The sequence below is a fragment of the Candidatus Flexifilum breve genome (assembly GCF_016713355.1).
In genome coordinates this window covers 23,408-36,125 of the sequence record NZ_JADJPI010000014.1, presented here as the reverse complement: position 1 = coordinate 36,125, position 12,718 = coordinate 23,408, and the positions used below count along the sequence as shown (strand labels likewise).

The following is a 12,718-nucleotide window of genomic DNA, read 5'->3' as shown; positions in this document are numbered from 1 at the left end:
TGAATTCCACACTCAATCCTGCTGATTATGCTGTGACCAACCAATCGTTCAAAATCCGCCCGCAGAACTTCAAGCATGAAGATTGTCGTCGGACGCGGCGATGGCGCAACCATGCGCCCGGATGTCGACCTGAGCGAACTGGCGCGGGCGGAATCAAGGCCGATAATCGCAGCGGCTGCACATGTCGCTGACCACCACAACAAAATGAACACGCTCTCGGTGTCAGATATGCGCAGCGCGAACGGCACCTTCATCAACGGTTAGCGCCTGCCCGCAGGAAGTGCGTGTGCCCCGACACGGTGACGAACTGCGTTTGGGGCGCGTGGCTGCGCACCTATTACTGTCACCCGGAAAAACAACCCGGTCGGCGGCGGCAACCCCACGCCGTGATCCGAAGGCAACAAACAAGCAAACAGGCGACTATCGCAGGTCGCCTGTTTTGTTTTAGCGATAACGAGCGCTCCGGTCTGGAAGTGGGTTCTCAAAAAACACACGAACGGCTTGCGGGGCGACACATCGGCTGCCCTTCACGAACATTCAGTGCTACCTAGCGTTAGTTAGAGACAAGCCTCGTTCTGCCCCTACACCTAACACTTTCCCACGCAAGGAGAGGGGAGGAATGGCAGTGATGTTGCCTCAGCCCCCCGAATGTGGGGAGGGGCCGGGGGGAGGTCAGAGAAGCGTTATCCATAATTCGCGTTACTTTACAATTACCCTTAGCCCCCAGAACTGTGGTTTTGTGCCAGCAGCAATCTCCAGAACTGCCGCGTATATAGGCTGTATCGGGATCATTGAGGGGGAAGCATCACTCACAGAGCAGTTACGATTTCGGAAAACCGGAAAATGGCCGCAGCTATGTGTATGAGACCGAAGAACTCGCGGGCTTGGGCGAACGTCCGATCGCATTGATCTGTTGGCGATCCTCGGCATCATCGGCGGCGTGTTGTTCTCTGGTCTGCGTGAAGCGAGGCACCTGAGCAGCATCATCACGTTCCTGATCGGCATCACCCACAACTGGTATTTCCTGACGCAGCAGAATGGCTAGACCATTGGCGAACGTGTGATGCGAGGCATTCGCGTCGTCAAATCAACGACCACGCCCGCTGGAAACCGCCGACGTGATCGTTCGCTATGTCGGCTACTACATCAACTCCGTTCCTGTTCGGCCTCGGCTGGATCTGGGCGGCGTTCGACAACCGCAAGCGGGGCTGGCGGACAAACTCGCTTCGACGCTCGTCGTCAAGGCGTAACGCGCGCAGCAAATGATACAGCCCCAGGGCACCACGGTCGCCCTTTTGTTGCCCCGTTGCCGGAATTTGCGCCCGATAACCGGATTGGACTATAGTTCGGAATTAGCACAAATGGTCGCACCGTGAGGGACTGGATCATGCCGCATCCATTGGTCTTTCAACTCCGTTTCACCCGCAGCGAATTCCCAGCGCGCGCTCAAAGGCGTCAATACTGCTGAGGAAGCCTGCCGCCGCTCCGAATCGATGAACTGCATCAGCTGGATGGTGGGGCATCTGGCGTGGCAGGAACAGCGCTCTATTGGCTCCACCCAGGGACAGGGCATGCGCACCCTGTGCCGGAAGTCAATAAGTTCGGTATGGGCAACCTGCCAGCACGCCGCCGCTCAAAGAGATGTGGGCCGCGTGGAAGATCGTCACCGAAGCGGCTGATCCGTGGCTGGACACGGTTGATGAGGCGGCGCTGCTCACCTTCAGCAAGTTCGGTAAGCCCGTCAAGACCAGCCCGGAGAGCATCGGCACGCGTTTGCTGCGCACGACCTATCACTACTGGTTTCACAATGGCGAATCGCAGGCCATCCGGCAGATGTTGGGGCACTCGAAGCTGCCGACGTTCGTCGGCGACATCGGCGGCAAAGCGCCGTATAGCATGACCGAATAGCGGCCATCGAAACCATAACTCAGCTGTTGAAACAGCGCACAAATACCCAGTGACAGTTTTTTGTAGGGACAAGGCATGCCTCGTCCTCTTTATTTTCTCGGCGAAGAAAGAGGACGAGGCATGCCTCGTCCCTACAAGGTCTGATCTGTCTCCCTCCTGAATTCGGGAGGGGACGGGGTGGTGATTGCTGTTTCCCAATCGGCTGGCGGATGATCGTCTTGAGCTTGTCAGGCGCGCTCTTGTTCGGGTCGCCGAGATAGATCTCGTGGTGTTTGCCCGTGCGCTGCTTGCCCTGCGCGGCGATGAATTCGTGCAGACGCTGGATCGTCGGGCCTTCCGCGTCATATGGACCGAGGTGCAGAATCTGCGCGCACAGCCCTTCGTGATACGTCTCCAGACGCAGCAAATCCAGCGCGGGCAGCGCCTTCTTCTTCGCGACTTCGGGTTTGATCGCTGCGAACACGTCGGGCGTCACCACGTCCGGCTGCAGGATCATCATCGTCCAGAGGTACGCGTCTTTGTCGGCTTGCCAGGAAGGCATCCATATCGTCCGCCCACCATAAGCCTTCGAGCGGCATCACGCCACAGTCGAGGCCGCGCGTCTTCTGAAGTGAATTTGAGCGTATACGACAGGCCAAGGTCCAACCGCGGCTTTGTAGCTCGGCGCGGTGTTCGCTACCGCGCCCGTCGATCATCAGGAAGGTGAGCGGCGGCACATCGACAAGTTGGGCTGCTTTGGCAGACGGTTTGAGATAGGCGGCATACCGCCGTCTGAGATCGAGTTTGAGCATGGGACCTCCTGCTGCGTTGCACAATCGCCAAAACGCCGACCCTTTGGCCATTGCCAGTGCGCTCCGGTTACATCAACCATACACTCTCCAGCCGCTGGAGAGTTCAATGACCAAGATCCCAGCGTTGGATTTGTCCATTGCGACCAATTGGCAGAGGTAGTGGTTTCTCTATACAATAGTCAAAATCTGTTATAAAACCGAACGTTTGGTAAAAAAATAGCTATATGGCCACTCAAGAGATGCGCGCCGCCGCGCGGAAAAATCCCCAGCGATCCAGGCCGCTATCGTACGGTGTTCGTGTCGCTCCTGCTCGTGGTGCTGGCGCTCGTGTGGGAAGGCGCGAAAGCGTTCGGTCGTCGGTGGCTACACGCTGAATATTGGCGGTACGCCCTCGACCTGACGATTTTCAACGATACGCAGCTCCCGCATCTCGGCGATATTCGGGCCGTTCACCGAACCGGCGCAGCGCAATGGCGCGCCGCTCTACCAGATGTTGTTCAAATCCGGGCTGCCCACGCTGTAGCGAGCTGCGCGGCTTCCTCTGGGCGGGCAGATTTGCTTCGTGCTGGCGATTTTGTTCGCACATTCCATGCTGCTTCAGCGCGGCCTGCTGCCGTACGTGATCGCCTCGCAGACGGTGCCAGGATTCTGGCGGTCGCGCCGATGGTCGTCATCTGATGGGGCGCATGGGGCAACCGAATGGTCGGCGCCATGATCGCCGCTTACCTGACGTTCTTCCCGGTCACGATCTGACACCTGCTGCGCGGCCTCACGTCCGTTCCAGCGACCGCGCTCGAACTCATGCAGACCCTACGCGGCCAGCCGCCGCGAAATCCTTCAAGCTGCGCTTGCCCAACGCGCTCCCGCAGATCTTCACCGCGCTCAAAATCTCCGCGACGGCCAGCGTGGTCGGCGCGATCATCGGCGAACTGCCGTCCGGCATTCAGAGCGGTTTGGGGATCGCCATCTCACCTTCGCCCGCTACAGCCAGTCGCCGCCGCGCCTGCGGGCGACGATTCCGCCGCGGGGCTCCTCGGCATTTTCTTCTTCACCGTGATCGCGGTGATCGAACGGTTCGTCGTGCGCTGGAAACCGGAAGTGAGTGAGTAGTTCAGTTCACAGTCGTCAGGTTACAGTGGACAGTAAGGACAAAAACATGGCGCTAGTACGCTGTATAGAACATGGAAACCCTAAAGGGACGAAACATGAATATGTTCGTTCTGTTGAACCGATCGGCTATCCAAAAACCGGTGTTATTTGTGGCACGACAGGCTGCGAAACTTCCGGCTTGATCTGGCTGATAACGACGGATCCTTCGCTATGAGACGGGACAACGCGTCTTTCAGTGACCACGCAGTCAGTCAAAGTTAGAGTGAAATAGTCGTTTTGACTGTTAACTGTAAACTGTGAACTGTAAACTTTTTGAGGCACTATGGCTCCGGATGATCTCTATCCAGAATCTCTCAAAGACCTTTCGCGCGCGGACGGCGTCAATGTCCACGCGTTGGAAGGTATCAACCTCGACGTGCAGCAGGAGAATTCGTCTCGCTGATCGGGCCGTCCGGCTGTGGTAAATCGACGCTCCTGCGTATCATCGCCGATCTCGTGCAGTCGTCCTTCCGGGGCGATCACGGTGAACGGCAAGTCGCCGCAGCAAAGCGCGTAAAGATCGCGATTATGGCTTGTGTTCCAGAGCCCGACGGCTCTACGAATGGCGTACGGTGCCTGCTCAAGAACGTGCGAGCTTCCGCTGAGATCATGAAGTATCCGAAGGCGCAGCGCGACGAACGCGCCCGCGAAATGCTCCTGGTGGTGGAGTTGAGCGACTTCGAGGGTAAGTTCCCCGTGGCAGCTTTCCGGCGGCATGCAGCGCGCTGAGCATCGCCCGCGCGCTGGCGTTTGAGCCGCGCATCCTGCTCATGGATGAGCCGTTCGGCGCGCTCGACGAGATGACGCGCGAACGGGCCGAACAACGAACTGCTGAGCATCTGGCGTAAGCTGACCGGCATGACGGTCATTTTCGTCACGCACAGTATCAGCGAAGCCGTGTACCTGTCGTCGCGCGTGGTCGTGATGTCGCCGCGACCGGGGCGTATCGCCGAAGTCATCGACATCCATCTGCCCGGCCCGTCGCGCGGCCCGCAAACCCGCGACCTCGACGATTTCTTCCACCTGACGAACAAGGTGCGCCACGCCCTGCGCGAAGGTGTTGGCGTCACGGCGATGGGGATTGTGGCATGAGCGACACGCTCAAACTTAACCCGCATCAGGCGAGTGACGTCGGAAGCCGCTTCGAGATCGTCTACGCGGAGGCCGCGGGCTGTTCGAGCCGCGCACGCTCGACCGTGACATCATTGCGCTCATCACCATCTTCCTGATCGTCGTCACCTACCACATTCAAAATCCGCTGCTGCTGTTCAATGTGCAGTTCGGCTCGGGCGTTTCGCAATGCGACGCTCCAACCGGTCAGCGGCCATCGGCCTGATCATCGCCGCCGCCGCGCAGATTGGCTCGTGGCGCAAAGTGCGCGGCAACCCCCTCAAACTAGGGGCAGCCGTCATCCTGATTCTGTATACGCTGTACACAGGCGCAGCCATTCTGCTTGATTTCAATTTCAGCGGCGCGCTCTACGGCATCGATCAGGCGCAGTGTTCGTCGAACGGCTGGAAGACACTGCGCCGCTGGTGCTGCTGGAAGCGGCGGCTTCGCTCACCTTGATCTTCGAGGTGCTGGCGCTGGTCGCGGCGGTGCTGCTGTGGCAGCCGTGGACGCGCCTGACGTGTACCGCAAGGCACTGCGCAAGCAGGGGCGGCGCTGGTCGTCGCGCCGTGATTGTGGTCGGCGTGTGGGAACCTCGCGATCAACGTGTTCAAGATCCAGGGCTTCCTACTGCCGCGTCCGTCGGTGATCGCGGGCGCGTTCTCCGGAAGTCTATCCGCGGTTGGTGTCGGCGGGCTGGAACACCTTCCAGAATGCGTTCTGGGGCTTTGTCGTGGGCTGCGGTGAGGCGTCGTCACGGGGATTTTCGCGGCGCGCTTCACCTCGTTCAGCAAGGCACTGCTGCCCGTCGCGGTCGGCGTCAACGCCGTGCCGATCATCGCGCTGCGCCGATCTTCAACAACTGGTTTGAGCGCTGAATCCGGCGTCGAAAGTTGCCATTGTCGCCATGCTGACCTACTTTCCCGCGATGATCAGCACCGTACGCGGCCTGACTGCCGTCGATGCCGTCGCTGGAACTCATGAAGACCTACGCCGCCTCGCAGTGGGATATTTTCCGCAAACTGCGCCTGCCGACCGCGCTGCCGTACATTTTCTCGGCGCTCAAGGTGGGCAAGGACGCTGGCGATGATCGGCGCGATTGTCAGAATATTTCGGCGGCGCGATGACGGGGACTCGGCTTTCGGCATTCGCGATGACGCCGGGCTGTTCAGGTACCCGGAGGCGTGGTCGGCCATCGCGATCGCCGCGCTGTTCGGCATTCTGTTTTACATGGTCGTCTCCATCGTGGAACGCGCGCTCATGTCGTGGCATGTGTCGTTCCGCGAGTGATATGAACCTCACTCGGTTGAAGGTTTTGTAGGGACCGCCAGAAGGCCGTCCGTGATAGCGGATGCAGAAGCGCGTCCCTACAGCCGCATTTGGTGAGGTGATTTTTCGGTATCCAACCGCGTCTTAAGGAGGCGCGGAGAGGTGTACAAGAGCGGTCAGTTGTTCAAGGAGCTATAGAAGATGCGTAAGTTGTTTCTAGCGGTATTTGCTCTGTTGGTACTCGCGATCGTCCCCGCCGTTGCCGCCCAGGACCTGACCCCGGTCAGTTTGGTCTTGAAGTGGGTGCCGCAGGCCCAGTTTGCCGGCTACTATGCCGCCGAAGCGCTCGGCTACTATGAAGAAGAAGGCCTCGACGTCGAAATCATCGCCGCCGGTGTCGATATCAACCCGCAGCAGTTGGTCGCGTCGGGCGATGTCGAATCGGCATCGACTGGATGGGCAACCTGCTCGCCACCCGTGAAACCGGTCAGGATGTCGTCAACATCGCGCAGATCTACCAGCGCTCCGGCATGCGCCAGATCACGTGGGCGGACAGCGGCCTGACCTCGTTCGAAGACCTCGGTGGTCGCACCGTCGGCGTGGAGTGCTGCGGCAACCAGTTCCCGACCTTCGCCGCGCTGACCAAGGCCGGCTTTGACCCGAAAACCCGGATGATGTCGTCGTCGCGCAGCAGGCGTTCGATATGAACGCCTTCCTGAATCGTGAAATTGACGCCGCCTCCGCCATGACCTACAACGAACTCGCGCAGGTGCTCGAATTTGTTGGCGATGGCAGCGCCTTCCCGGTCTACACGCTGGAAGACCTGAACGTGCTCGACTTCAACGAATACGGCACGGCTATGCTGGAAGACGGCATTTTCGCCCGCGCTGAGTGGCTCGCCGAAGAAGGCAACGAAGAAATCGCCATCAAGTTCCTGCGCGCCTCGTTCCGCGGCTGGATTGCCTGCCGTGAAGATGCGCAGCAGTGCGTCGACTTCGTGCTGGAAGCTGGCCCGACGCTCGGTCAGGGTCACCAACTGTGGCAGATGAACGAAGTCAACAAGCTGGTGTGGCCGTCGGAAGCCGGTATCGGCCTGATGGACGCGGAAGCGTTTGATATCACCGCGCAGATCGCCCTCGACTACGGCATCATCAGCAGCGCGGCGGAAGGCGAAGGCGTGACCTATCGCACCGACCTCGCGCAGGCCGCCCTCGACAGCCTGCAGGCGGACATGGCCGACCTCGATGTGACGGCCCGCGAGCTACGAAGCGCTGGCCGTCGAAGTCACCCCCAACGGCGAATAATCGCTTAGTCAGTCAGATGTGCAGGGGCGAACCAGTCTGGTTCGCCCCTTTTTGTTTCCCATTCACAGTCAGAGACTGCATGTGATGGTGGGTGTAGGGGCAAGGCGCGCCTTGCCCCTACAGCTATTTTCGGCGATTTATTTGACGGCAAAGACTGCATACTCATTGACAGAGTAGAACAAATGAACTAAGTTATCGTCTCAAACGGAATGCAGGAGGACCTATGGGCAAGGTGATCGGCGGTAAGACGCTGTCGGTGGATGGATTCGCGAGCGACCCGAACGGGGATGTGGGTCAACTCTACCCGGATTTGGTCAACCTGGCGCAGACGGAAGTGCTGCAGGAAGAGATGCGCAACCCGGCGCAATCGTCATGGGGAAGCGGTCGTTCGAGATGGGGATCCGGACTGGTACGCGGACAACTACGAGTATCAGGTGCCGATCTTCGTGCTGACGCATCACATGCCCGGCGAAACAGCCCAGCAATGGTCGCCTGCGCTTCATCTTCGTCACCGACGGCATCGAGCGCGGTCGCGCAGGCCAAGCCGCCGCGGGCGACAAAAACGTGCTGGTGATCGGCGGGAGCATTAACCGGCAGGTGATCAACGCCAGGCTGTGTGACGAGCCGCATCGGTATCATGCCGGTGCTGCTCGGCGGCGGGCTGCGCCTGTTTGAAGGCGTCGACCTGACGCGGCTCAAACTTGAGAAGATCCGCGTGTTTGACGCCGGCCCGCGCACAGATATCTGGTTTCGCGTGGTGAAATAGCACTCAGAATCAAAAAATCGGCCTAGAGCCGATTTTTTATGATCTTGGAAACAGCGTGCGTCTAGTTGTTGGAGGAATTTTGGACGACAAGGCCGACGAGGAAGCCAACCAGAATAAAGCCAAAAATCGGCGCGATGGACGGCAGGCGCGCATCCCGGTGGTGTTCAGCGAAATGAGGTAGCTCGGGGCGAGTGACAGCAGCAGACCGAGCGTGATCCCTTTCCAGCGCGCGGGCAGGATGTCGAACAGCTCGATGAGCAAGGGGCGCTGCTTCTTCTTCGCGGTCTTTTTCCCGTTCATGGCGGTCAGCGGGCGCGGCGCGCGTTCCGAGATCTGGCGCTGCTGCGTGTGCGCGATCCGTTCGCGAACTGGACTATAACGTGATGTCGACATAATTCCTCACCTTATCACTTAACCCGTCTGATAATAAGAAACGTGAGGAAACGCTCAATGTCGCGCGATTCGTAAATTTTCCTGCACAAATTTGATCGGCGTATGCTTGTGCACTTTATAGCAATGCATATAAAAGCATGTGCATTGCGGGCATGAATGCGGGGGAACAGGGTTAAAGTAAGTTCTCCAAACCCATGAACGGGTCAAGCCAGTCCTGTCCCCGAAATCCGACAAAACAGGCCAAGGCAGGTCAATCGCTCCGTAGCATAGAGTCTTTTGGGGACAGCGGACGCGATGATGCAGTTTAAGAAAACGATACGGATTACCCCTCACCACCCCTCTCCCACGCAAGCGGGGAGAGGGGCGAAAAGCCGCTTTGCTGGCTCCCTCCCCCGAATTCGGGGAGGGGCCGGAGTGCGGTCGAAAACAGTGAGGTGCCCCTTACAGTTCCCGATACCGATGCGCGACGCCGACCACGATCAGCACCGCTATCAGCGCATAGCCGACCAAGCCGAGCAGCAGTTGGTTGCGGTTGAGCGCGTCGCGCTGCGCTGTCCACGTCTGGTCGAACACATCGCGGTTGATCTGGCGCAGGTTTTCCATCGCGCTGACGAAGCGGTTGAAGGTTTCCTGACTTGAACCGGGATCATCCGCACTGGTGTTGAACAGAATCGCCTTTTCGAGGTCGCCGCTGTTGATCTGGCCACGCAAGTTGACGTGCGCTTCGCGGAAATCCTCCAACGCCCGCCGCGCCACTTCGAGCGCGGTCGCTTCGCCGGAGAAGGTCACATTCGTCACCAGCGGACGAATACCGTCAATGCGCTGCGAATCCGCCGAGCTGATCGCTTCCGCGTCGGTGATCGCCGCCGTGCGCATGACATCGCCCGAGCCGGTAAACTGCTCGGCCGTGCAGTCGATTTGACCGCACAAACGCAGCATCACACGTTCCATCGCATCGTTATAGCGGGCTTCCCACGCTTCGGTGTTGTCCGGGTCGAGCAGCAGCGAGCTTTCCGCGCGGTTGGCGAGGTTGGCGTCGACCAGTGTGCGCGCGCTGGCGCTCACGCTCAGGTAAGCATCGTCGATCATGGTGTGGATTTTGTTGGGTGCGTCCAACAGATTTAAGCCGACGAGGAACAGTAGCACCCACGCCAGCACCACCGCCGCATCGATCCCCGGCGTCAGGTAGCGGCGCACCTTGCCGCGGATCATGAACGAGATGTAGGTCAGCAGCGCCGCCAGCCCGAACGCGGGCACGGCGAACAGGATCAACTGCCCGGCGATCACGCTGCCCGCGTTCTCGCCCGCGTCGACCATGCCCTCAAAGTTGAGGCTTTCCAGTTCCTGCAGCGCGGGCGTGATCCAGTTGCGCACGTGGTTGTCCGCGTCGAGGAATTCGCGGCGGGCGAGCGCGTCATCGCTGCGGTTGGCGACCAGGTTGCTCACATGCCGCCAGAAGCGGCTGAATGTATACGTTTCCGCGGTGGTGTAAGCGGTCTGCTCATCGGCAGACTGCAAATTGTCACGCAGTGTAAACAGCTCGTCGCGGTAGGCGCTGAAAGCGCGGAAGATGTTGTTCTGCGCCTGTTCGTAGAGCGGCGTATCCGACGTCAGCAGGGTGTAGTCGGCGGCGGATTGGCTGGCCTGCGCGACGTACTGCAGCGCGTTTTCCGCCGCGTCGACCGTCGTGCTGTTGATCTCGGCAATGCCGCGGAACAATTCATACGACGTGCGGTAGGCGTTGAGCGCCTGCACGAGCGTGAGCAGCGCCAGCAGCACCGCCGCGCCGCTCAGCAGCGCATAGCGAGCGCGCGTCTGCGCGGCAATCTGCCGCCGTGGGCGTTCCATCACCGGGACTGCCATTGCAGGTTGAGTAGTTGTCATGATTTCATCATCCTATCGACGCGGCGAACCTGTTGTCTCCCCTCTCCGAATTCGGGGAGGGGCTGGGGGTGGGGTGTCGTCATCGCTTATCGTCCTATCGCGTCGTGCACGCGTTCCCACGCCGCGCCGTACGCTTCGTCGAGCGCCGCGTCGGAAACGGTGTAGAACAGGGTATCAGTCGCTTCCGGGTAAATGGCCGCATTGCTCAGGTAGTCGCCGTAGATGAGACCTTCGTCAATCGCCACCTGATTCGGGCTGGCGTAGGCGGTGTAATTGCTGATGTCGGCGTTGACCTGCGCGTTGAGGATGTAGTCGATGAAGACTTCCGCCAGCGGCTGATTTTGCGCACCGACCGGGATGGCGAGGTTATCCGTCCAGATCTGCCCGCCTTCCGCTGGGATGATATAGCGGTAGTCGTCGCAGCCGCACGAGGCGATCAACTGGAAGATGTCACCGTTGTATTCGACCACCACATCGGCTTGCCCCGCCGCCAGCAGATCCTGCCCGGTATCCGGCGCGATCTCGACCAGATTGGCCGCGTGGTCGATCAGGTACTGCTCGGCTTCAGCGATCTGTGCCGCATCAGCGGTGTTCGGATCATAGCCGAGCACACGCAGCGCAAACCCGAACATCGGATGCGATTCGTCCAGCCATGCGACGCGCGCATTCATCTTGAAGATGTCGTCCCACGTGGCGATGTCACGTCCCAGCGCGGCGCGGTTGTAACCCACGCCGATGGTCCCCCACTGGTACGGCACGGTGTAGACGTTGCCGGGGTCGTAAGGGCGGGTTCTTGAACGCCGCGCCAATGTTGGCGAAATTAGCGATATTGGCGAAGTCCAGCGGTTGGAGCAGACCCTCATCTACCATGAGATACACGTTGGCGTTGGAGGGCACGACCACATCATACTGCGGCGTATTGCCCGCACGCAGTTCTTCGAGCATATCGGTGTCGCTGGCGTAGGTGTTGTAGTTGACGCTCACACCGCACAGCCGTTCAAAATTGGAGATCGTGTCTTCGGCGATGTAGGTTGTCCAGTTGTACACATTGAGCGTTTGCCCCGCGAACCCCGGCGGACACGCCCAGAAATCGGTTTGGGCGGCGGCAGGCATACTCCCTATGCCTAACACCACCAGCACCAGTAACAGCAGTGATTTTTGCCTCATCAGAGCCGCCTCATTTCGTAGTTGGTCACAGTACAGACCAGTTAGCCGTCGAGCGCCGTCCTCGTGCAGATTTTCCAACAAAAGGACGAGGCTCGCCTCGTCGCTACAATGGTATCATCAATCATACATCCCGCAGGCTCTGTCTAGCGCGATTTGACAACTTTTTGACGCAACTGCCCCGTAAAATGGGGGAGCGTATTGTAGAATTGTGCGTACCATGAAAGTGTTGGGAAGGAACTGATTAACTATGCAATGTCCAAACTGCCAGCACTGGAACGAACCGGGCTCGCGTTTTTGCGAAGAATGCGGCACGGAACTTCCGCAGGCGGCTCCCTCGGTGGCGCGTGTGGTGCTCGTCAATCCGGCGGATGCAGCGCCTGTTCCGCCGCCGCCCCCCCAAGACCTGATTCCGCAGGCCGACCCGCCGCTCGCCCCCTATGAAGGGCCGCACCTCGTGCTCAAAACCACCGGGTCGATCTTCAAGCTGAGCGATGCCGCGGTGATCGGACGCGAAGACCCGGCGCTGCAAATCGACTTTGACGGCTACCCGGACGGCAAATACATCAGCCACCGCCATGCGCAGATCACGAACATCGGCGGCAAGTACTACATCGAAGACCTCGGCAGCTCGAATCACACGTATGTCAACGGGATCAAGCTGGCGCAAGGGCAAGCCGAACCGATCGACGAGGGCGATGTAATCAAGCTCGGCAAAATTGAGCTGGTCTTCCACGAAGCGTAACCTCACCCCGTGTCGCTGCGCTCCACTGCCCCTCTCCTCATCGAGCGGGATGGATTGCCCAGCAAGCCGGATGAGGTTGTATTTCGTAGGATTCAGGCAGGTTGGTAAGCGCGTAGATACCGTGAATACGGGTTACAGGTCGGTTTTGGGAGGTTGCGGACGCGATAAATCGCGTCCCTACACGAAGACAGCCTTTCTCGTAGGGACGCAATTCATTGCGTCCGCTGTCCCCAAG

General features: G+C 59.5%; 21 protein-coding genes and 2 pseudogenes. 17 read left to right on the top strand and 6 right to left on the bottom strand.

The features are described 5' to 3' along the window. The first annotated feature begins 75 nt into the window (after positions 1–75). From IPK17_RS14330 to IPK17_RS14315, 4 genes are all read left to right on the top strand, one after another. Positions 76–264 (top strand): hypothetical protein, encoded by a 189-nt coding sequence (locus IPK17_RS14330; protein ID WP_343418372.1) that lies wholly within the window; start codon positions 76–78, stop codon positions 262–264. Positions 265–913: 649 nt separating this feature from the next. Beyond that, positions 914–1,045 carry a hypothetical protein gene (locus IPK17_RS14325; protein WP_343418371.1) on the top strand — a complete coding sequence of 44 codons (132 nt, stop codon included), beginning with the start codon at positions 914–916 and terminating at the stop codon, positions 1,043–1,045. 73 nt (positions 1,046–1,118) lie between these two features. Beyond that, positions 1,119–1,250, top strand: coding sequence for a hypothetical protein (locus IPK17_RS14320; protein WP_343418370.1), 132 nt, complete (start codon positions 1,119–1,121; stop codon positions 1,248–1,250). Between the two features lie 391 nt (positions 1,251–1,641). Further along, complete coding sequence (locus IPK17_RS14315; RefSeq protein ID WP_343418369.1) at positions 1,642–1,908, top strand: hypothetical protein; 267 nt, start codon at positions 1,642–1,644, stop codon at positions 1,906–1,908. 19 nt (positions 1,909–1,927) lie between these two features. On the opposite strand, the gene IPK17_RS14310 is transcribed toward IPK17_RS14315, so the two are convergent. Then, positions 1,928–2,449, bottom strand: a complete 522-nt coding sequence (locus tag IPK17_RS14310) for a GyrI-like domain-containing protein (RefSeq protein WP_343418368.1) — start codon at positions 2,447–2,449, stop codon at positions 1,928–1,930. A 547-nt stretch (positions 2,450–2,996) separates the two neighbouring features. Between IPK17_RS14310 and IPK17_RS14305 the strand changes: the two genes are divergently transcribed. The 4 genes and pseudogenes from IPK17_RS14305 (at position 2,997) to IPK17_RS14290 (ending at position 4,940) form a co-directional block, all read left to right on the top strand. Further along, positions 2,997–3,377 carry a hypothetical protein gene (locus IPK17_RS14305; protein WP_343418367.1) on the top strand — a complete coding sequence of 127 codons (381 nt, stop codon included), beginning with the start codon at positions 2,997–2,999 and terminating at the stop codon, positions 3,375–3,377. 8 nt (positions 3,378–3,385) lie between these two features. Next, on the top strand, positions 3,386–3,805 hold the full coding sequence (locus tag IPK17_RS14300) for a hypothetical protein (RefSeq protein WP_343418366.1): 420 nt from the start codon (positions 3,386–3,388) through the stop codon (positions 3,803–3,805). A gap of 352 nt (positions 3,806–4,157) precedes the next feature. Further along, positions 4,158–4,289 (top strand): annotated as a pseudogene (locus IPK17_RS14295) (ATP-binding cassette domain-containing protein); the annotation flags it as partial. Between the two features lie 417 nt (positions 4,290–4,706). Beyond that, positions 4,707–4,940: a hypothetical protein gene (locus IPK17_RS14290; protein ID WP_343418365.1), complete on the top strand. Its 234-nt coding sequence runs from the start codon at positions 4,707–4,709 to the stop codon at positions 4,938–4,940. Positions 4,941–5,001: 61 nt separating this feature from the next. Here IPK17_RS14290 and IPK17_RS14285 read toward each other — a convergent pair whose 3' ends face one another. Further along, positions 5,002–5,148: a hypothetical protein gene (locus tag IPK17_RS14285; RefSeq protein ID WP_343418364.1), complete on the bottom strand. Its 147-nt coding sequence runs from the start codon at positions 5,146–5,148 to the stop codon at positions 5,002–5,004. On the opposite strand from IPK17_RS14285, the gene IPK17_RS14280 reads away from it, so the two are divergent. The 8 genes and pseudogenes from IPK17_RS14280 (at position 5,148) to IPK17_RS14240 (ending at position 8,297) form a co-directional block, all read left to right on the top strand. Next, on the top strand, positions 5,148–5,417 hold the full coding sequence (locus tag IPK17_RS14280; RefSeq protein ID WP_343418363.1) for a hypothetical protein: 270 nt from the start codon (positions 5,148–5,150) through the stop codon (positions 5,415–5,417). The genes IPK17_RS14285 and IPK17_RS14280 overlap by 1 nt on opposite strands. Further along, positions 5,348–5,836: a hypothetical protein gene (locus IPK17_RS14275; protein ID WP_343418362.1), complete on the top strand. Its 489-nt coding sequence runs from the start codon at positions 5,348–5,350 to the stop codon at positions 5,834–5,836. The genes IPK17_RS14280 and IPK17_RS14275 overlap by 70 nt, the downstream gene beginning before the upstream one ends. 84 nt (positions 5,837–5,920) lie before the next feature. After that, positions 5,921–6,085: a hypothetical protein gene (locus IPK17_RS14270; protein ID WP_343418361.1), complete on the top strand. Its 165-nt coding sequence runs from the start codon at positions 5,921–5,923 to the stop codon at positions 6,083–6,085. Next, positions 6,045–6,248, top strand: a complete 204-nt coding sequence (locus IPK17_RS14265) for a hypothetical protein (protein WP_343418360.1) — start codon at positions 6,045–6,047, stop codon at positions 6,246–6,248. The genes IPK17_RS14270 and IPK17_RS14265 overlap by 41 nt, the downstream gene beginning before the upstream one ends. A 180-nt stretch (positions 6,249–6,428) precedes the next feature. Then, a pseudogene (locus IPK17_RS14260) lies at positions 6,429–6,934 on the top strand (ABC transporter substrate-binding protein). Beyond that, positions 6,931–7,539: an ABC transporter substrate-binding protein gene (locus tag IPK17_RS14250; protein WP_343418357.1), complete on the top strand. Its 609-nt coding sequence runs from the start codon at positions 6,931–6,933 to the stop codon at positions 7,537–7,539. The pseudogene IPK17_RS14260 and the gene IPK17_RS14250 overlap by 4 nt, the downstream one beginning before the upstream one ends. A gap of 215 nt (positions 7,540–7,754) precedes the next feature. Beyond that, positions 7,755–8,105 (top strand): hypothetical protein, encoded by a 351-nt coding sequence (locus IPK17_RS14245; RefSeq protein ID WP_343418356.1) that lies wholly within the window; start codon positions 7,755–7,757, stop codon positions 8,103–8,105. A gap of 42 nt (positions 8,106–8,147) precedes the next feature. Beyond that, positions 8,148–8,297, top strand: a complete 150-nt coding sequence (locus tag IPK17_RS14240; RefSeq protein WP_343418355.1) for a hypothetical protein — start codon at positions 8,148–8,150, stop codon at positions 8,295–8,297. Between the two features lie 36 nt (positions 8,298–8,333). On the opposite strand, the gene IPK17_RS14235 is transcribed toward IPK17_RS14240, so the two are convergent. From IPK17_RS14235 to IPK17_RS14220, 4 genes are all read right to left on the bottom strand, one after another. Next, entirely contained in the window at positions 8,334–8,690 is a 357-nt protein-coding gene (locus IPK17_RS14235; protein ID WP_343418354.1) for a hypothetical protein, read from the bottom strand. 441 nt (positions 8,691–9,131) lie between these two features. Then, positions 9,132–10,574, bottom strand: a complete 1,443-nt coding sequence (locus tag IPK17_RS14230) for a hypothetical protein (RefSeq protein WP_343418353.1) — start codon at positions 10,572–10,574, stop codon at positions 9,132–9,134. 86 nt (positions 10,575–10,660) lie between these two features. Next, positions 10,661–11,332 carry an extracellular solute-binding protein gene (locus tag IPK17_RS14225; protein WP_343418352.1) on the bottom strand — a complete coding sequence of 224 codons (672 nt, stop codon included), beginning with the start codon at positions 11,330–11,332 and terminating at the stop codon, positions 10,661–10,663. Beyond that, entirely contained in the window at positions 11,274–11,741 is a 468-nt protein-coding gene (locus IPK17_RS14220; RefSeq protein WP_343418351.1) for an ABC transporter substrate-binding protein, read from the bottom strand. The genes IPK17_RS14225 and IPK17_RS14220 overlap by 59 nt, the downstream gene beginning before the upstream one ends. A gap of 247 nt (positions 11,742–11,988) precedes the next feature. Here IPK17_RS14220 and IPK17_RS14215 point away from each other — a divergent pair, with 247 nt between their 5' ends. Then, positions 11,989–12,483 carry a double zinc ribbon and FHA domain-containing protein gene (locus tag IPK17_RS14215; protein ID WP_343418350.1) on the top strand — a complete coding sequence of 165 codons (495 nt, stop codon included), beginning with the start codon at positions 11,989–11,991 and terminating at the stop codon, positions 12,481–12,483. Positions 12,484–12,718: the final 235 nt, after the last annotated feature.

Bases quoted from the DNA above. Each gene is read 5' to 3' on its own strand.
- IPK17_RS14270 (WP_343418361.1), top strand. From the start codon at position 5,921: ATGCCGTCGCTGGAACTCATGAAGACCTACGCCGCCTCGCAGTGGGAT.
- IPK17_RS14215 (WP_343418350.1), top strand. From the start codon at position 11,989: ATGCAATGTCCAAACTGCCAGCACTGGAACGAACCGGGCTCGCGTTTT.
- IPK17_RS14220 (WP_343418351.1), bottom strand. From the start codon at position 11,741: ATGAGGCAAAAATCACTGCTGTTACTGGTGCTGGTGGTGTTAGGCATA.
- IPK17_RS14250 (WP_343418357.1), top strand. From the start codon at position 6,931: ATGAACGCCTTCCTGAATCGTGAAATTGACGCCGCCTCCGCCATGACC.
- IPK17_RS14310 (WP_343418368.1), bottom strand. From the start codon at position 2,449: ATGCCTTCCTGGCAAGCCGACAAAGACGCGTACCTCTGGACGATGATG.
- IPK17_RS14315 (WP_343418369.1), top strand. From the start codon at position 1,642: ATGTGGGCCGCGTGGAAGATCGTCACCGAAGCGGCTGATCCGTGGCTG.
- IPK17_RS14300 (WP_343418366.1), top strand. From the start codon at position 3,386: ATGGGGCAACCGAATGGTCGGCGCCATGATCGCCGCTTACCTGACGTT.
- IPK17_RS14330 (WP_343418372.1), top strand. From the start codon at position 76: ATGAAGATTGTCGTCGGACGCGGCGATGGCGCAACCATGCGCCCGGAT.
- IPK17_RS14245 (WP_343418356.1), top strand. From the start codon at position 7,755: ATGGGCAAGGTGATCGGCGGTAAGACGCTGTCGGTGGATGGATTCGCG.
- IPK17_RS14265 (WP_343418360.1), top strand. From the start codon at position 6,045: ATGATCGGCGCGATTGTCAGAATATTTCGGCGGCGCGATGACGGGGAC.
- IPK17_RS14230 (WP_343418353.1), bottom strand. From the start codon at position 10,574: ATGACAACTACTCAACCTGCAATGGCAGTCCCGGTGATGGAACGCCCA.
- IPK17_RS14280 (WP_343418363.1), top strand. From the start codon at position 5,148: ATGCGACGCTCCAACCGGTCAGCGGCCATCGGCCTGATCATCGCCGCC.
- IPK17_RS14235 (WP_343418354.1), bottom strand. From the start codon at position 8,690: ATGTCGACATCACGTTATAGTCCAGTTCGCGAACGGATCGCGCACACG.
- IPK17_RS14290 (WP_343418365.1), top strand. From the start codon at position 4,707: ATGACGGTCATTTTCGTCACGCACAGTATCAGCGAAGCCGTGTACCTG.